The sequence below is a fragment of the Ralstonia mannitolilytica genome, assembly GCF_905397375.1.
GTDB classification, from domain to species: domain Bacteria; phylum Pseudomonadota; class Gammaproteobacteria; order Burkholderiales; family Burkholderiaceae; genus Ralstonia; species Ralstonia mannitolilytica.
Genome location: NZ_CAJPVG010000011.1, coordinates 70,672 through 87,449, shown reverse-complemented (window position 1 = coordinate 87,449; position 16,778 = coordinate 70,672). Strand labels below are relative to the sequence as shown.

General features: G+C 65.3%; 16 protein-coding genes and 1 pseudogene. 10 read left to right on the top strand and 7 right to left on the bottom strand.

Annotated features, from left to right (window positions below; translation table 11 throughout):
• Positions 1–19: 19 nt before the first annotated feature.
• Entirely contained in the window at positions 20–1,384 is a 1,365-nt protein-coding gene (locus KHN96_RS18555) for a GGDEF domain-containing protein (RefSeq protein ID WP_062737714.1), read from the top strand.
• Positions 1,385–2,051: 667 nt separating this feature from the next.
• Here the strand turns inward: KHN96_RS18555 and KHN96_RS18550 are convergent.
• The 7 genes and pseudogenes from KHN96_RS18550 to KHN96_RS18520 all read right to left on the bottom strand — a co-directional run bounded on the left by KHN96_RS18550 (position 2,052) and on the right by KHN96_RS18520 (position 6,135).
• Positions 2,052–2,365 (bottom strand): annotated as a pseudogene (locus KHN96_RS18550) (EthD family reductase).
• A gap of 122 nt (positions 2,366–2,487) precedes the next feature.
• Positions 2,488–3,306: an OBAP family protein gene (locus tag KHN96_RS18545; RefSeq protein ID WP_045785160.1), complete on the bottom strand. Its 819-nt coding sequence runs from the start codon at positions 3,304–3,306 to the stop codon at positions 2,488–2,490.
• Between the two features lie 140 nt (positions 3,307–3,446).
• A complete protein-coding gene (locus KHN96_RS18540) occupies positions 3,447–3,731 on the bottom strand; it encodes a hypothetical protein (protein WP_045785161.1) in 285 nt (94 codons plus the stop codon).
• A gap of 340 nt (positions 3,732–4,071) precedes the next feature.
• Positions 4,072–4,509 (bottom strand): VOC family protein, encoded by a 438-nt coding sequence (locus KHN96_RS18535; RefSeq protein WP_062737713.1) that lies wholly within the window; start codon positions 4,507–4,509, stop codon positions 4,072–4,074.
• Positions 4,510–4,607: 98 nt separating this feature from the next.
• Positions 4,608–5,117 (bottom strand): signal peptidase II, encoded by a 510-nt coding sequence (gene lspA, locus KHN96_RS18530; protein ID WP_062737751.1) that lies wholly within the window; start codon positions 5,115–5,117, stop codon positions 4,608–4,610.
• Positions 5,118–5,156: 39 nt separating this feature from the next.
• Positions 5,157–5,483, bottom strand: a complete 327-nt coding sequence (locus KHN96_RS18525; protein ID WP_062737712.1) for an EthD family reductase — start codon at positions 5,481–5,483, stop codon at positions 5,157–5,159.
• A gap of 253 nt (positions 5,484–5,736) precedes the next feature.
• Positions 5,737–6,135 (bottom strand): nuclear transport factor 2 family protein, encoded by a 399-nt coding sequence (locus KHN96_RS18520; protein ID WP_180964247.1) that lies wholly within the window; start codon positions 6,133–6,135, stop codon positions 5,737–5,739.
• Positions 6,136–6,214: 79 nt separating this feature from the next.
• Here KHN96_RS18520 and KHN96_RS18515 point away from each other — a divergent pair, with 79 nt between their 5' ends.
• The 9 genes from KHN96_RS18515 (at position 6,215) to KHN96_RS18475 (ending at position 16,749) form a co-directional block, all read left to right on the top strand.
• A complete protein-coding gene (locus KHN96_RS18515; RefSeq protein ID WP_062737710.1) occupies positions 6,215–7,156 on the top strand; it encodes a LysR substrate-binding domain-containing protein in 942 nt (313 codons plus the stop codon).
• Between the two features lie 312 nt (positions 7,157–7,468).
• Positions 7,469–7,930, top strand: coding sequence for a MarR family winged helix-turn-helix transcriptional regulator (locus KHN96_RS18510; RefSeq protein ID WP_045785166.1), 462 nt, complete (start codon positions 7,469–7,471; stop codon positions 7,928–7,930).
• Positions 7,931–8,071: 141 nt separating this feature from the next.
• Complete coding sequence (locus KHN96_RS18505; protein ID WP_027680493.1) at positions 8,072–8,497, top strand: organic hydroperoxide resistance protein; 426 nt, start codon at positions 8,072–8,074, stop codon at positions 8,495–8,497.
• Positions 8,498–8,565: 68 nt separating this feature from the next.
• Positions 8,566–9,585, top strand: coding sequence for an alpha/beta hydrolase (locus tag KHN96_RS18500; RefSeq protein ID WP_062737709.1), 1,020 nt, complete (start codon positions 8,566–8,568; stop codon positions 9,583–9,585).
• Between the two features lie 764 nt (positions 9,586–10,349).
• Positions 10,350–10,865: a Csu type fimbrial protein gene (locus KHN96_RS18495; protein WP_045785168.1), complete on the top strand. Its 516-nt coding sequence runs from the start codon at positions 10,350–10,352 to the stop codon at positions 10,863–10,865.
• A 73-nt stretch (positions 10,866–10,938) separates the two neighbouring features.
• Complete coding sequence (locus KHN96_RS18490) at positions 10,939–11,649, top strand: fimbrial biogenesis chaperone (RefSeq protein WP_045785169.1); 711 nt, start codon at positions 10,939–10,941, stop codon at positions 11,647–11,649.
• Between the two features lie 56 nt (positions 11,650–11,705).
• Entirely contained in the window at positions 11,706–14,027 is a 2,322-nt protein-coding gene (locus KHN96_RS18485) for a fimbria/pilus outer membrane usher protein (RefSeq protein WP_045785170.1), read from the top strand.
• Positions 14,027–14,989, top strand: coding sequence for a Csu type fimbrial protein (locus KHN96_RS18480; protein WP_045785171.1), 963 nt, complete (start codon positions 14,027–14,029; stop codon positions 14,987–14,989). Before KHN96_RS18485 ends, KHN96_RS18480 begins: the two co-directional genes overlap by 1 nt.
• A 506-nt stretch (positions 14,990–15,495) precedes the next feature.
• On the top strand, positions 15,496–16,749 hold the full coding sequence (locus tag KHN96_RS18475) for an Hsp70 family protein (RefSeq protein ID WP_045785172.1): 1,254 nt from the start codon (positions 15,496–15,498) through the stop codon (positions 16,747–16,749).
• The last annotated feature ends 29 nt before the right edge of the window (positions 16,750–16,778 follow it).

The following is a 16,778-nucleotide window of genomic DNA, read 5'->3' as shown; positions in this document are numbered from 1 at the left end:
AACACCAACCGGGGGTGGGATGGAGAGTTTCCTGATCCAGCGGGCAACCCGCCGGCAAGCCAGCTTTGCCGGTGCCATCGCACTGCTGATCCTGCTGGCACTGGCGGTGGCCGCACCCCGCGCCGACTGGCAATGGCCGGCCATTGCCCCCTTCATGCCGATGTGCGCGCTGACGGTCTTCACCACCGCCGGCATCGCCGCTTTTCTTCTTGGCGCACAGTTCACCGTCACGCGGCAGCCGATGCTGGCCGCGCTGGGCGGCGCCTATGCCTTCACGGCGGTGGCCGTGGCGCTGCAACTGCTGATGTTTCCGGGCGTGTTCTCACCGACGGGGCTGTTTGGCGCCCGGCCTACCAGCGCGGTGTGGATGTGGGTCTTCTGGCACGGCGGTTTTCCGCTGTTCGTGATCACCGCCGTGCTCGTGCGCGAGCGGCTTTCCCGCGATGCGGTGTCGGCGGAGCGGGTCACCCGGTGGGCATGGCTGCTGATCGGCGGCCCCGTGGCAGTGGGCGCCGTGCTGAGCGGCCTGGCGCTGCTCACGAACCTGCCCCCGCCGCTGCGCGCGAGCAACGCAGACAACCCCGTGGCCCTCGTCCTGTGGGCGATCAACGCCATCGCCGTGCTGGTCGTGGTGGCCAGCGGCCGCCTGCGGGCCGTGCTGGACGTCTGGCTGGCCATTGCCGCGCTGGCGTGCCTGACCGACACCACCCTCAACCTGCTCAGCGCCGACCGCTTTACCGTCGGCTGGTACGTCGCGCGCCTGTTCAGCATGCTGGCACCCGGTGTGCTCGTCTGCGTGCTGGTGTGGGAGGTCACGGCGCTGTACCGGCGCCTGTTCGAAGCGCATGTGTCACTGCAGCATGTCTCCATGCACGATGCGCTGACCGGCGTCTACAACCGCAGCTATTTCAACGAACAGATCGGCATGCTGATCGGCACGGCCCAGCGCAGCCACCAGCCGCTCTCGCTCGTGATGGTGGATGTAGACCACTTCAAGCGCTACAACGACGCCTTCGGCCACCTCAGGGGCGACGCCTGCCTGGCCGCCGTGGCGACTGCGCTGGCCGGCGTGGCCCGCCGCCCCGCCGACTTCGTCGCCCGCTATGGCGGCGAAGAGTTCGTTCTCGTGCTGCCCGACACGCCAGCGCACGAGGCGCAGGCCCTGGCCGAGCGGGCGCGCGAAGCCGTGCTGCGCCTGCGGATCGACGCGGCGGCGCCATCGCGCTATGTCACCGTCAGCGCCGGATGTGCCACGGCAGCACCCGGTGCAAGCGTCTCGGTCGACGGGCTGGTCGAATCCGCCGATGCCGCGCTGTACCAGGCCAAGGCGGCTGGCCGCAATCTGGTGATGAGCGCATCCGCCCCGCCCGCCGTGCTGATGTAGCGTGCAAAGCCGCGGCGCAGCTGCACGTGCGGCTTTGCTGTCTTCTTTATTTCTTCTGTATATAAAAATAGTAGTAGTAGATAACGGCCCGCCGTTTCTGTGGATAGCCGCAAAAAGCGCTTTGGCTTCAAGGGCTTGCGAAATGCACAACCGATTGGACAGCGTGTGCCGTGGGGTGGATGAACCGGGGGCCATCGCACGGGCCTCGTGCAAGCTCACCGAAGTTGTCCGCCAGCCCTCGACAGGCCACCCCCGCGCCGCAAACACGGTTGTCCCTTGCGTTCTTCACGGTCTTATCCACAGGTGGATATGTGGATGACGTGAAGACGGCCCGGGGCCATCAGCGTGCCGACGGCCCGCCTGCGCCTGCCTCGTGAACGCAGCCAACTGCTCCGCAAATGCCCGCTGATGGCCAGGCCGCGCTTCACCGCGCGCGACATAGGCGGTCAGTTTGGGAAACGCATCCAGCACGCTTGACGGCCTCGCCCAGGCGCGCAGACAGCTGCGCGAGCCGCTGGCGGAAGCTTGAAACCCTGGTTCACCCTCGTCGTCGACACCCAGATCGTGTTCGGGCCGGGGATGGCGACGACGAGCGCCACTGCTGCAGGAAGTACGGCAGCACAGCGTGATCGATCATTCCGCATGACTCCTCTGTCGGAACTCGCGCTCAACGGTCCGGCCGCTCGACCACGACTTCGCTGAACTGGCCGCGCGGCATGATGTCGGTGTAGTTGGCGATGTCGGCCACGATCTCCGCGCGGTGCGGCTGGATGGCGGGCTCGTAGCCTTCGGCCGAATCGCAAAGGAACGCGCACATCGCCAAGAAGGCGGGTGGATCGGCGGGCGTTCTGCCGGCCAGGCTCTCATCGACGGTGTAGTACGCACGGGCCTTGCCGAGCCGGGCCTTCACCAGCGGCATGGCATGTGGTGGTCGCGGTCGTAATCGTGATCGAAGCGCGCGCCTTCGGTGTACGGGTACATCACGGACCTTGATCATGCGGTTCTCCTTGCCGGGGTGGCGTCCTGCCCAGGGGAGCCCGGCGATGCCGGCGATCCTGCCCGTCTTGCCATCGGCGCCGCGCCGCCATCCCGCCTGCCAGCGGCTATTGGCCTTGCCTCTCGTTCGCGCGGGCGTTCACGTCCGGCGCCTTCGATGCGGCGCCGGCGCCACCGGACGCATGCGCATGCTGGCTTCCCGTCGGATCGGCAATTTGAAAGGTGTTGCCATGCTGCCAGCCGTTGGCATCGGGGTCGACCGGAGGCTCGGGAATGTCCGCACGGTCCTTACGCTTGGCCGCGCTGTCGACTCCCATGCGCTTGTCCCGGTCGGCAACCATCGCGGCGTTCGCTTGGCCCTCCCCCGTGAAGCCCATCATCAACTGCGGCACCCCGAGCGGCAACGACTTGTCGAGGTCGGTGTGCCACGTATGCCAGGTCTTGCCATATGTGCCCACCAGCTTCTTCATCAGCGCCCTCTCCGCGGGCTCGGGAATGCCGGGCGCGACGAGCTGCCCGGATTTCACTTCCCAGACATGGCTGTGCCAGAGCGCCTTCTCAGCGGCTGGCAGCGTGGCGAACAGCTTTGCGCTGATGATGTATTCCACGCCCATCAACTTTGCGTTCCCGACGTTGCCGTCGTAGATGACGCACTGCGTGACATCCTCGTTGACGATCGCGCAGTAGTGATGCGCTTCCATCTGGACGTTCTGCCGGCCGTTGTAGAAATGGAAGCCATCAAGGTAGGCGTTGATGGCCTCGATGGGCGGCTTGTCCTGCAGCGCCACTGCGCCCGCTTCCAGCACTTTCGTTTTTGGCGATTCCGCCTGCCCCGGCGCGCGGACGTTGGACTGCGTATCGCTCTCGCGATGACAGCCGTAAAAACAGAGCGCGGCTACGGCGCAGACAAGGAGAGCGTTTCGCATGGCTTCACCCGGGCAGCCTGTTGGATGCAACACCGCCGCAAGACTCGAGCCTGCGGGGTGCGGGGTGTGCGCACTGCACAGACGGCGGCATTCGAGAACGCCACCGGACCGGGCCTCCGATTGGACTCCTGCAGAATCCTCTAGTCGCCTGCCATGGACTGGCCCGGCACCAGTCCATCGATGATGTCTTCCGCACCCTGCGTAGCTGCACGCTTGGCGGCGCCCACGTTGTCCCACGGCTCGCCTCTGAGGCGAAAGACGCGGGAGCGTTCATCGTCCATCGTCTCGCCCTCAAGGCAGATGACGACCGAGACGCTGTACGCGCGGTCGGGGCGTTTCTCGTGCCACTCGCGCGGCGGGTTGAAGGGGTAAATCAGGGGGTAAATCGCGAACCCTTTGTAGAAGGATGTCGGGTAGGCGTCCATGGCAAATCTCCCATAGGAAAAGCGAGCAGACCGGGGCGATTGCGCATCGTGCGCTGGCGCAGGACTGAAGCCCCGGGCGGATGGAGTGCGGACCACGCCGGAAAACCGGCTCGGAAAGGCAGCGTTGAAGGCTGGATCGAGGTGGGACGTCGGCGACGCGTCGATCAGAGGCGAGGCAGGTTTCTCTTGCTGGGGCCGACGACAGGCCCCGCTGGTATCCGTGCCCCACTCTACTCCGATATCGGTGTCGTGGGCTGCGGTATTTCCTGACGCGCTGCACGTCACATTCCGTGCGGGGATGCGTCAATTCTCTCTTGTCGGGGGGAGCCCTGCGCTCCGCTCAACTACCGACCTGCTCAGCAAGCCCCACCATGATGCCCTCCGGCCCCCGGAGATACGCCAGCCGGTAGGAGTTCTCGTAATCCATCCGGCCAATGAGTTCGGCGCCCTGGGTCTGCATGCGGGCAACGATCTCATCGATGTCGTCGACGGCAAACATGATGCGACGTAGGCCCAGCGCGTTCGCCGGCATGTCCACCGGACCAAACCGGACCGGATCGGGCGTATGGAACTTGTCGAGTTCAACGCCCTGTCCGTCGGGCGTCCGCAGCATCGCAAGGGTGGCCCGGACGTTCTCCAGCCCGATGAGGCGCCGGACAGCGTGCCCTTCCACCGTGGCCTGGCCCTCAAACGTGAGACCCAGATCGATGAAGAAGGCCTTCACCGCCTCCAGGTCCTCCACAACGATCAGGATGTTGTCCATTCGCTTGACTGTCATGTCGTCGGTCCTCCACGGTGTCTGCTGTCGGCCAGAATGGCCGGTCGGACGCGTGTACTGAGGCACCAGCGCATCCGCTTCGCCTGGGCCTTCACTCCTCAGATCGCAGAGGCCCCGGGCAGCGTGGGCCCGCGCTTGGCACCCCGCAAGAGAATGAGCGCCACGCCGAGCATGATGCCGATGTCCGCGACGTTGAAGACCCCCGTTCGCAACTGCCCGATGCCCACGTTGAGGAAATCAAACACCCGGCCATCGTAGACACAACGATCGAACAGGTTGCTGAGCCCTCCACCCAGGATGCACGCGATCGCAATGACTTCGGTGCGGCCGAGGGAGGACGAACGCAGCAGCCAGCCGAACAGTCCGACCAGGATGGCCAGCACGCCATAGACCAAAACGATATTGCGGGTCGCATCAGACATTCCCGCCCCGAGGCTGAGGAAAGCGCCGTGGTTGTAGGTGGGAAGAACCAGCAAGCTGCCCGAAAGGAATGGCACGACTTCGTCGGGCGCCAGTATCTGCTTGAATACGGCCTTCGTCGCCTGGTCGATGAGGATCCAGGCGAGCGCTCCCAGCAGCGCAGTGGTCACCCTCTGCTTCGTCGTCATGGGAAAGGTCATCTGTAGGCGGGGCCCGATCCGGTGCATTCAAGGATCCGACCGCTCGACGACGACTTCGCTGATCTGAAGCACGGGGGCGATGTCGGTGTAGTTGGCGATATCGCCCAGGATCTCCGCGCCGTGCTCCTTCATGGCAGCCTGGAATGCCTCGGCCGAATCACAGATCAACGCACACATCGCCACAAACGCGGGCGGCGTGCCGGGCGCTCCGCCGGCCAGCCCTTTTTCGACGGTGTAGTACGCACAGGCACTGCCGAGCCTCGCCTTCACCATCGGCATGTGCCGGTCGCGGTAGTAGGAGTGGTCGAAGCGCGCGCCTTCGGTGTACGGGTACATCACGCTGACTTTGATCATGCGGTTCTCCTTGCCGGGTTGGCGTCGTGTCCAGAGAGTCTGGCGACTGCCGGCGATCATACCCGCCTCGCCACCGGCGAGCGGCGTCGCCATCCCCGCTGCCTGCTATTGGGCCGCCTTCCTCGGCGCCGTTTCCCTCAGCGTCCAGCCCGTGACGACCCGCCGCGGCCTGCGGCAGGATCAAGGTCATGCGGACCCGGTGTCGTGCAAGACTCGTCATGGCCTGCCGTCCGGCGCAGGCACCACCTTTGCGCTACGCGTATTTGTCCCCCACCGTACTGCGAATCGGATGGGTGTCGTAGACGATGATCATCCGCTCGATGCGCCCATCGTCGTCAAATTCAAAAACATCGACGCACTCGAAGCGCACCGCTGTTCCATCTTTGAGGCCCCAGTCATAGATGAAGTAGCCCGTCGCGCGTCGGGCTCCCGTCGTGCTCACGCAGATGTCGATCGGCGTGATTTTGCTTTCACCAGATGCCGCATCGACCTTCGCAAAGAACGGCGCAGGGTGCATCCACCCGAGAAACGGCGAGAAGATCTGGGCATCGGGCGCGAACAACGCACAGATCGCCGCGACATCGCCGCGCTCCAGCTCCCGAAGGTAGGTGCGAATCTGCCGCGTGTATAGTGCTTCCGACGATGAGGCCATGTTCATTCTCCGGTCATTCGTTGACACCTCCGCGCGCTCGTGCAGACGCGTGCGATGCACGCAAGATATCGATGCACCGATGTCCGAACAATCGAAAATTCCGCAACCCGGGTATGCAGCCCATGCATACCCCTTGGCCGACCTGACGCGGACACTGCCGCCCCTGACAGCGTTCCAGTCATTCGTCGCCGCGGCGCATCTCGGGAGCATCAGCAAAGCCGCAGAGCATCTGTGTCGGACACAGGGAGCGGTGAGCCGTCAGATCCAGCAACTGGAAGCGCACTACCGGTGCGCAGTGTTCTTGCGCCACGCGTCGGGATTGACACTGACGGCGGAAGGCACCGAACTGCTGACCGTCGCCGTCAGCGTGCTGACGCAACTGGTTCAACACGCAGACATCCACGCCAAGACGGCGGCCGTCGTCACTCTGCGGGTGCCATCCACCTTTGCGATTCGTTGGTTGCTGCCACGACTGGAAGACATCCATGACGCCTTGCGGAGAACAGAACTCCGCATCTCCACTTCGGCGGACGACACGCCGGATTTCACGACACCCGACGTTGATGCCGTCGTCGTTCGGGGAACCGGCCAGTGGGCGGGCATGGAGGCCGTTCCGTTGTTCGCCGAGCGACTCACACCGATGTGCACGAGCGAGATGGCCGCATCGCTCGGAGCGGCGGCCGATCTTGCTCACGTCACATTGCTTCATCCCGGGCACGGCCATGAGGAGTGGCGATGCTGGCTGGAAAGCGTTGGGGCACCGCACATCGATGCGGGCCGCGGACTCGTTTTCGATACCCTTGAATTGACGCTCACCGCCGCCGCGGAAGGGCATGGCGTTGCAATCGGCGACCCCCGGATGGCGAGAGACCGCCTGCGGGCCGGGACACTGGTGACGCCCTTTATCGACGTGGCGCAAAACGGCTTGTCGTACTTTGTTGTCTATCCCTCCCAACGCGCCGCACAGCCCAAGATTCGGGCGCTTGCTGACGTCTTGTCGCGGCTTGCGCGGGAAGACTGACTGTCATCGAGGTCAGCAATCCCGCACTGCGACGTGCCGCCGCCGCATCGGCATGGCGCCCGACAAAAGAGCGGCCCCGGCCGGGACAGATGGCCGAGGCGAGGTAGAACTGCATGGAAGGCCGGGGAGAGGGCGCGCCTCCCCCCGCGTTTCCAGCGGTGGAGGCTGTGGAAGGGCGCCGCCGAGGCAAGTCAACAATCCTCATCGGGGAGCGCACGCCTTCAGGGGACGCGTCACTCCCGCACGGCGTGCGGCACCCACACCCGAAAAATTAGCTTGCAATTCAATAGTGCACTATGTATATTCCCCTCCATGAACACACGCAAGCCTTCCTCCGCACGCCGCGACCTCGCCCTGGACGAGCAGCTCTGCTTTGCGCTGTACTCGACCATGATCGGGATCAACAAGGCGTACCGGCCGCTGCTCAAGGCGCTGGAGCTGACGTATTCGCAGTACCTCGTCATGCTGGTGCTGTGGGAGCAGGATGCCCAGACGGTGTCGGAGATTGGCGATCGCCTGTTCCTCGACTCCGCCACGCTCACCCCGCTGCTGAAGCGGCTGGAGGCATCGGGGCTGATCGAGCGGCAGCGCTCGGCCGAGGATGAGCGGCGGGTGATCATCTCGCTCACGGCGGCCGGCAAGGCGCTGGAGAAGCGGGCCGAGAAAGTGCCGGCATGCATGGCTACGGCCATGGAGTGTGCGCCCGGCGAGCTGGAAGAACTGCGCACACAGTTGAATGCACTGCGAGGACGGCTCTTCAAGAACGCCGCCTGAGCACACACGTATCGCCGACGGGCGCCTGATCGCGTCCGTTTTTTTATACTGATTAAGTAGCGTGCTATTTAATAGTAAGCAATGCGGCGCGGCCTCGACAGCCGATGCGCGCACCACCTCCCCTCTCACAGGAGAACCACCATGTCGATCGAAAACGTCCTCTACCGTGCCCATGCTCGTGCCACCGGCGGCCGCGATGGCCGCGCCATCACCGACGATGGCCGGCTCGACGTCCGCCTGACCACGCCAACCGAACTCGGCGGTGCCGGCGGCGAAGGCACAAACCCCGAGCAGCTGTTTGCCGCCGGCTACAGCGCGTGTTTCCTCGGCGCGATCAAGTTCGTGGGTGCGCGCGACAAGATCCGCGTGCCGGCAGATGTGTCCGTGCAGGGCAGCGTCGGCATCGGCGTCATTCCGAACGGCTTTGGCATTGAAGTAGACCTGAAGATCAGCCTGCCCGGCATGGACCCGGCCGAAGCGCAAACGCTCATCGACCGCGCCCACATCGTCTGCCCCTATTCGAACGCGACGCGCGGAAACATCGACGTACGCCTGAGCCTGATCTGACCCGTACGCCGTTCCCCAACTCCGCACCCTTCCAACCCTTCGCACAACACACGATTTGAGGCCCAGCCATGAACCGCATGACCAAATTTGCCGCCGGCACCCTGCTCTCTGTGGCAGCGAGCGTTGCTCTTGCTGCGGGCAGCCCAGGCGTGGAGCGCACCACCCAGGCATTCCTCGACGCACCGGCCGCCGGCGGTGGACAGCCGCTGGAAACCCTGTCACCCGTCGATGCCCGCGCCGTGCTGGTGGGCGCGCAAGCCGCGGCAAAGGTGTCGCTGCCGCCCGCCGACGTCAGCCAGAAAACCATCACCGTGGATGGCAGGCCGATCAGCCTGACGATCGTGCGCCCGGCCGGCGCGAAAGGCACGTTGCCCGGCTTCATCTTCGTTCACGGCGGGGGCTGGGTGCTGGGCGACTTCCCCACGCACGAGCGCTTTGTGCGCGACCTGGTGGCCGACTCCGGCGCCGTCGCCGTCTTCGTCAACTACACGCCCTCGCCCGAGGCGCGGTATCCGGTGGCGATCAACCAGATCTACGCCGCCACAAAGTGGGTGGCAGAAAACGGTGCGCAGATCGGCGTAGACGGCAAGCGGCTGGCGATTGCCGGCAACAGCGTGGGCGGCAACATGGCGGCCGTGGTGGCCCTGATGGCCAAGGCGCACGGCACGCCCGCACTGCGCACGCAAGTCCTGTTCTGGCCGGTTACGAATGCCAACTTCGAGAACGCTTCGTACGACGAATTTGCGCAGGGGCACTTCCTGACCAAGCCGATGATGCAGTGGTTCTGGAATGCCTACACGACCGATCCGGCGCAGCGTCAGGAGATCTACGCATCGCCGCTGCTGGCCACGCCCGCTCAGTTGAAGGGGCTGCCGCCCGCGCTGGTGATTACCGCCGAGAAGGATGTCTTGCGCGATGAAGGCGAAGCGTATGCACGCAAGCTCGACGCGGCGGGTGTGGATGTGACCGCCACGCGCTACAACGGAATGATTCACGACTTCGGCCTGCTCAATGCGCTGGCCGGTGTGCCGGCGACGCGTGCAGCGCTGCATCAAGCCAGCGAAGAGCTGAAGGCGCGGTTGAAGTGATCGGGTGGGCGGGCCCGGCAGCGGAGGTGGAAACTGCCCCCGAGGCTTGCAGCCGGAACGCTGCTCCGCCCGGCCCGCCATCGGAAAGGCGCGCGTGCGCGTGCCCGGACTGCAACGGTCCGCCATTCGCCCAGAGGGTCGGACCGACAATGACTCGACACGGCCCGCAGCCAGGGCTGCGTTGATCCACGCCACGTCGGTGACGGGAATGCCCGTCACGGCCGATACGTCGCTCTCGGCATTCGGCCAGCCTCCCCGGACCGAGACGCACTTTCGGGTTACACCTTTTCCGTTCGCTGCCGATATAGACGGAAACACCCGCATTAGCCGGGTGGCGTTGCATGTCTTCCGTCTGAGCCGTGAAATTCTTGCGCTTTCTTGCAGTCCTGACTGCTCTCGCATCCTTCGGAATCCGAAGCACCCCTGCCCACGAAGCGACGGCGAGTGTGTTTGCGAGCCTTCAAATCGTCGACAAATGCACCGTGGCCTCTGACACCAGTGGTCAGCCTCACGTCATGTGCGATCGCCCGGTGCCCAGTCGGGTCTACACCGGGGAGCCTGCCCCGGCGCCGAGCGCCGCCTCCGTGCAGATGCCCGGTTCAGCACAATCTCAGGTCGTCACCATCGAATTCTGAGTTTAATTAGGACGTAGGCTTCTCTTTTTGCTACGCTTGATTCACGCGCCGCGGGGGGCGGCAGACTGGATGAAGACCTGGGCACATGAGGCTCCGGCTCATCCGTGTGACAGCTCGGAGGAGAAACCCATGCGCCGAGGCCTTACTGCGCGTCCGTTCCGTCTCAAGCCGCACTACCTTGTGCTGGCCAGCCTGCTTGCCGCTCCCGGATACCTGGGCGCGGCAACCAAAACCACCACCTTCACGGTTTCGCTCACGCTCCAGAACGACTGCGCCATCAGTGCCAATGCACTGAACTTCGGCACGCAGGGCGTGCTGACCGCGAACGTGGACCAGACCACCAGCCTGAGCGTCACCTGCAGCGCCACGGCACCGTACAACGTCGGACTGGATGCCGGCACGACCACCGGGTCGACCATTGCCGCCCGGCTGCTCGCCGGCACCGGCACCGCAACCGTTGGCTTCCAGCTCTACCGGGACAGTGCCCGTACCCAGATCTGGGGCAACACGGTCGGCACCGATACCGTGACGGGTACAGGCACGGGCACGGCCCAGACCCTGACCGTCTATGGACGTGTCCCGCCTCAGAACACGCCGGCGGCCGGCACCTACACATCGACCGTCACAGCCACCATCACGTTCTAAGTTGCACCGTATCCGTTCCATTGTGTCGGCGATACGCTGCGGGCTGGTTGCGCTCAAACGGCATGCACGTGACTTGAGCAACGCAGGCGCACTGCTTCTGCTCGGTGCGCTGGTGTCTCGTGCTGCAAGCGGCGCCTCGCTGCAGATTTCGCCCATTCGCATCGACTTGCCCCCGGGCCAGGCGGCGGCCGTCCTGACGCTGCGCAATCGCGGCACGCTGCCGCTCAACGCACAGGTGCGGGTGTTCCGCTGGACGCAGGATGCGCAAGGCGACCAGCTCAATGACTCCGCGGCGCTCGTCGCCAGTCCGCCCATCGTGCAGATTCCTGCCGATGGCGAACAGCTCGTGCGGCTCGTTCTGACGCAACCGCCTGCACCAGGCGCTGCCGAACAAGCCTACCGCCTCATCATCGACGAGATACCGGAGCGCCGTCCGCAGACGCTTACCGGCGTAACGATGCAGCTTCGGTACTCCGTTCCGGTCTTCGTCAATGCCGCTGCGGATACGCCGCCCAGGCTCAGCGCTGTGTTGCGTCGCGAGGGTGACCAAACCCTGCTCGTGGTCCGGAACCCTGAGACGCACCACGCGCAACTCTCCGGGGTGTCCATCGAGTGGAACGACGGCACGCAAAGCGAAATTACCGGGGGGTTGCTCGGCTATGCGCTCGGCGGTGCAACGCGAGCCTGGCCGGTCGTTGATTCGCACCCTCGTCGGGCGCCGAAGCGTCTTCGCGCACATATCAACGGCGTCGCGGTGGACCTCCCACTCACCCGCGCAGACTGATGCGTTGGGTGGAGATGACAGGCCGTTGCGTTGTCACCCTGGGATGCGGCCTCGTCATGGCGGCATCAGCCGCCGCGCAGGAGAGCGGCAAGCCGACCCTGCTTGCCGCTGTGCGTCCCGATGGGCCGCTGCCGGCACCGGGCGCTGGCGACATCTACCTGGAGGCGGTCATCAACGGGGCGTCGACACAGACGATTGCGCGCTTTCGGCTGCAGGAGGGGCACCTGTTCGCAACGGCAGGCGAGCTGCAGTCCATTGGCATTCGAACAGACGACCTGCAGCCCGACGCGAGCGGGCGCATTCCGCTCGACAGTATTCCGGGCCTGCGCTACGTGTACGACGTACGTGCGCAGCAAGCGCAGTTGACTGTCGATGACACACGGCGAGTCCCGAACGTGCTGAGCTTTCAGACCCAACCGCGCGTCGCGCCCACCAGTGGCACGGGCCTGGTGTTGAACTACGACGCCTATCTGCAGCCCACCACGCTGGGGGGCGGAGGGAGCAGCCTGGGGTTGTTCAGCGAGCAGCGGTTCTTCCACCCGGGCGGCGTGTTCTCCAACAGCGGCGTGGCTACGTTCGACGCCAGCCAGCATCGCTACACACGGCTCGATACGAACTGGTCGCATTCCGATGCGGACAAGCTCAACACATTGACGCTTGGCGACACCGTCACCTCGTCCCTGAGCTGGAGCCGCTCGGTGCGCCTTGGCGGCATCCAGTGGCGGCGCAACTTTGCACTGCGCCCCGACCTCGTCACGTATCCATTGCCCTTGCTCGGAGGCAGTGCCGCCGTGCCGACCGCGGTCGACCTGTACGTGAACAGCGTGCGCCAGTTCACGGGGCAGGTCGGCAGCGGCCCCTTCGTAGTCAACAACGCCCCGGCCATTACGGGCGCCGGTCAGGCGGTGATTGTGGTGAAGGACGCCCTGGGCCGCGACGTCGTGACGTCTGTCCCGCTTTACATCGATACGCGCCTGCTCTCCGCGGGCCTGTTCGACTACGCGGTCGAAGCGGGCTTTCTGCGCAACAGTTACGGCCTGCGGTCATTCGACTATGCGTCCAGCCCCGCACTCAGCGCGTCACTGCGTTATGGGCTCACGGGCGGCCTGACGGTGGAAGGACATGCCGAGGCCACGCGCGGCCTTGGCAACCTGGGCGGGGCAGCGCTGGTACGGCTGAACCAGGCCGGCGTTTTCTCGGCCGCTGCTGCCGTATCGCAGGGCGCCGGGCAGACCGGCTCCCAGGCCACGCTGGGCTATCAGTATCGAAACCCGGCATTCAACGTCGATGTGCAGGGTACCCGGACCTTTGGCACCTATCGCGATCTGGCCAGTGCCGCAGGGTCGCCGTTCTTCCGCTCACTGCTGCGGGCCACGGTTTCCGTGCCGGCCGGGCGGACCGGCAGCCTCGCCGCCAGCTATATCGGGGTATCCGACCCTGTCACGGGAAACTCGCGCATTGCGTCGCTCTCGTACAGCACCCAGCTTGGGCGGGACTTCTCATTGAGCGCGAGCGCCTATCAGGATCTGGCTGACACCCGGGCGCGGGGCGTGCTCATGACGCTCACCATGGCCCTGGGCAGCGACACCAGCGCGGCAGCGAGCGTCGGCATGGACCGTGGCCACGCTTCGGCCACGGTCAGTGCCGTGCGTACGCCCGACTATGCGGGCGGTTTCGGCTGGCAGCTGCAGGCCAACCAGTCCGGCAGCGACCGCCGCTCGGTGGCGCAACTGAACTATCGTGGCCGCTACGGCGATGCGTTCGTGGCTGCCCAGGAGGTGAACGGGCACACGAGCACGGCGGTCGACATATCCGGTGCCTTCGTGCTCATGGACGCCGACGTGCTGCCAGGCCGGCGCATCAATGACGCGTTTGCGCTGGTGTCCACAGAGGGCGTGGCCAACGTGCCGGTGACGTTCGAGAACCGGCTCATGGGCCGCACGAACGGCAGCGGGCACCTGCTGGTGCCAGACCTGGTGTCCTACGAGAACAACCATGTGGCCATCGACCCGCTTGTGCTGCCCGTCAATGCGAAGCTCGCCACCAGCGCTGTGACCGTTGCGCCGGCAGACCGCTCCGGCGTCTTGACGCGCTTTCGCATCGAGACGTTCCGGGGCGCCCAGATACGGCTGGTGGACACCAGGGGGCAGCCGCTCCCGGCGGGCAGCACAGCGACACTTGAGCAGAACGGTCTGCGCTACCCCGTTGGCTACGATGGCCTCGTGTTCATCGACGCGCTGCAACTGGACAACACTGTCCGCGTGGAGGACGCAGGCCCCGCCTGCGTTGCCCGTTTTGCCTACCCGCAGGATGCGGGCGCACTTCCCACCATCGGGCCCTTGCGTTGCGAGCCGGAACCCACAGGAGCGATGCCGTGATGACGCGCCTGCTGTGGGCCTCTCTGCTGGTTCTGATGGCGGCGCTCCCGGTGAGCGCGCGTGCACAGTCGTGTTCGGTCGCGGGGGCAACCATCAGCTTCGGCAGCATCAGTCCGGTGCAGGCGGGGAACACCGACGTGACGGCCACGCTGACGGTCAGCTGCAGTGGTTTCCTGCTGCAAGGTTCGGTGGCGCGCGCATGCCTGAATCTTGGAGTCGGCAGCGGAGGCGGCGGGATATCGCCCCGTGTCATGACGGCGGGCAGCAATCAGCTCCAATACAACCTGTTTGCGGACAGCGCCCGGACCATCGTGTGGGGACAGCGCACCACCCCTTCCACGCCGCCCATCTCTGTCGACGTCCCGCTTGGTGTGCTCGGTTCCGGGTCGGCCACCGTCACGGTCTACGGCAGGGTTCAGGGTGGGCAGACGACCTTGCCTGCGGGCGCCTATTCGCAGAGCTTCTCTGGTACCAGTGCCACGGTGTATGCACTTCCCAATCCAGGCACCAATACGTGTACGACCATCACGTCCCATCCCAGCACGTTTTCCGTGTCTGCGTCGGCAAACCTCATCAGCGACTGCCTCATCAGCGCAACGAACATGAACTTCGGCACAGCGGGGCTGCTGAATTCCGCACTGACAGCGACAAGTGCCATCACAGTCAACTGCACCAACCAATCGCCGTGGACGTTGGCGCTCTCCGCCGGAACCGGCAGCGGCGCCACGATGAGCAATCGGCTTCTGACGCGCAGCGGCGGCTCGCAGACTGTCGGCTACAACCTGTTCACCAGTTCGAGCTACACCAACATTTGGGGCGACGGTACGACGGGCACCGCAACCGTGACTGGGACGGGCAGCGGAGTTTCGCAGGTGTCGACTGTCTATGGTCGCGTTCCAGCACAGAGCACTCCGCCCGCCGGCACGTATAACGACACCATCATTGTGACCATCACCTACTGACCCCTTGCCCCAGTGGGAGGGGAATTCTCGGCACCAGGCGGGGCCGTTGTATGCAGGGCCACAGGCCGGCGCGCAACTCCAGGGCGCGCTCGCGGCAAGCGCATGCGCGCAGGAGACCGGGCGGGGGGGGGTTATACAAAGGTGGGCGGAACAAGGTGGACGACGTGCTTGGCTATTTGACGCAGAAAAACTGGACGCCGATGCGCAATGACGCACCCGCACGGTTCTTCTGCCCACGTCGCGTGGTAGCAGCAGGCGTTCTTTTTTCAGGTATTTCGGCACTGCTGGACCATCGACCGCCCCTGGGCACCTGTCGCCATCGCCTCTGACGGTGATCGCGTGTGTGCCGGACTCTTAGCGCCCGCGTGTTGCCCGTGAACAGCGTGCGCCGTGAGGGGATCCGTCGCACAAAGCCACTACAATAGCGCCCCTTTCGCCGGTGGCGCCCGCTCTGATATTCCCGTGCGGGCGCATGCCTCCCGCTGCACTCCAGAAGCCACGATCCTATGATGTCAAACGCCTGCGGCGTCGATTTCGGCACGTCCAACTCCACCGTCGGCTGGCTGAGACCGGACGCACCCACCCTGCTGCCGCTCGAAGACGGCAAGGCCACGCTGCCTTCCGTCATCTTCTTTCACGCCGAAGACCCGACGGTCAGCTACGGCCGTGCCGCGCTGGCCGACTATCTTGCCGGCTACGAGGGCCGCCTCATGCGCTCGCTCAAGAGCCTGCTCGGCACGTCGATGATGGACGACAGCACCGAGGTCATGGGCCAGGCCATGCCGTTCCGCAAGCTGCTGGCGCATTTCATCGGCGAACTCAAGCGGCGCGCCGAGCATGCCGCCGGCCATGAATTCCGCCGCGCCGTGCTGGGCCGCCCGGTGTTCTTCATCGACGAAGATCCCAAGGCCGACCAGCTTGCCGAAGACACGCTGGCGGACATCGCGCGCGACGCCGGCTTTGACGAGATCGCCTTCCAGTACGAGCCCATCGCCGCCGCGTTCGACTACGAGGCCGGCATCAGCGGTGAAGAACTTGTGCTGGTGGCCGACATTGGCGGCGGTACGTCCGACTTCTCGCTCGTGCGCCTGTCGCCCGAGCGCGCGAAACGCCTTGACCGCCGCGACGACATCCTCGCCAACGGCGGCGTGCACATCGGCGGCACCGACTTCGACCGCGCCTTGAGCCTGGCCAGCGTGATGCCGCTACTGGGCCTGAACAGCACGCTGCGCAACGGCAAGGCGATGCCGTCCGGCCAGTATTTCGACCTGGCGAGCTGGCACACCATCAACCACGTGTACACGCGCAAGGCATGGACGGTGGTGATGGACAACTACCGAGATGCCGCCGACACCGAAAAACTCGATCGCCTCATCCGCCTGATCCGCGAGCGCGCCGGCCACTGGCTCGCCATCCAGGTGGAAGCCGCCAAGATCGCGCTGTCGGACGCCCCGGTGGCGGAGATCGACCTGCACCGCATCGCGCCCGAGTTGAAGCAGCCCGTCACGCGCGAAGACTTCGACCAGTCGATTGGGAAGCTGGTCGGCAAGACGGTGTCCACGGTGGAAGCGATGCTGAAAACGGCAGGCGTTGCAGCGGAAGCGGTCGATACCATTCTCTTTGCCGGCGGCTCCAGCGGGGTGCCGTTGCTTCGCGAGCAACTGGCGCAAGTGTTGCCGTCGGCGCGGCGCGTTGAGGGCGACCTGTTCGGCGGAATCGGTTCAGGCCTGGCGCGCGATGCGGCGCGCAAGTTTGGCTGAGGGGTTGACGGGCTGACAGGCTGAGGGGC

Coding starts and splice junctions, on each gene's coding strand:
- KHN96_RS18555 (WP_062737714.1), top strand. CDS start 20: ATGGAGAGTTTCCTGATCCAGCGGGCAACCCGCCGGCAAGCCAGCTTT.
- KHN96_RS18545 (WP_045785160.1), bottom strand. CDS start 3,306: ATGCGAAACGCTCTCCTTGTCTGCGCCGTAGCCGCGCTCTGTTTTTAC.
- KHN96_RS18540 (WP_045785161.1), bottom strand. CDS start 3,731: ATGGACGCCTACCCGACATCCTTCTACAAAGGGTTCGCGATTTACCCC.
- KHN96_RS18535 (WP_062737713.1), bottom strand. CDS start 4,509: ATGACAGTCAAGCGAATGGACAACATCCTGATCGTTGTGGAGGACCTG.
- lspA (WP_062737751.1), bottom strand. CDS start 5,117: ATGACGACGAAGCAGAGGGTGACCACTGCGCTGCTGGGAGCGCTCGCC.
- KHN96_RS18525 (WP_062737712.1), bottom strand. CDS start 5,483: ATGATCAAAGTCAGCGTGATGTACCCGTACACCGAAGGCGCGCGCTTC.
- KHN96_RS18520 (WP_180964247.1), bottom strand. CDS start 6,135: ATGGCCTCATCGTCGGAAGCACTATACACGCGGCAGATTCGCACCTAC.
- KHN96_RS18515 (WP_062737710.1), top strand. CDS start 6,215: ATGTCCGAACAATCGAAAATTCCGCAACCCGGGTATGCAGCCCATGCA.
- KHN96_RS18510 (WP_045785166.1), top strand. CDS start 7,469: ATGAACACACGCAAGCCTTCCTCCGCACGCCGCGACCTCGCCCTGGAC.
- KHN96_RS18505 (WP_027680493.1), top strand. CDS start 8,072: ATGTCGATCGAAAACGTCCTCTACCGTGCCCATGCTCGTGCCACCGGC.
- KHN96_RS18500 (WP_062737709.1), top strand. CDS start 8,566: ATGAACCGCATGACCAAATTTGCCGCCGGCACCCTGCTCTCTGTGGCA.
- KHN96_RS18495 (WP_045785168.1), top strand. CDS start 10,350: ATGCGCCGAGGCCTTACTGCGCGTCCGTTCCGTCTCAAGCCGCACTAC.
- KHN96_RS18485 (WP_045785170.1), top strand. CDS start 11,706: ATGGCGGCATCAGCCGCCGCGCAGGAGAGCGGCAAGCCGACCCTGCTT.
- KHN96_RS18480 (WP_045785171.1), top strand. CDS start 14,027: ATGACGCGCCTGCTGTGGGCCTCTCTGCTGGTTCTGATGGCGGCGCTC.
- KHN96_RS18475 (WP_045785172.1), top strand. CDS start 15,496: ATGATGTCAAACGCCTGCGGCGTCGATTTCGGCACGTCCAACTCCACC.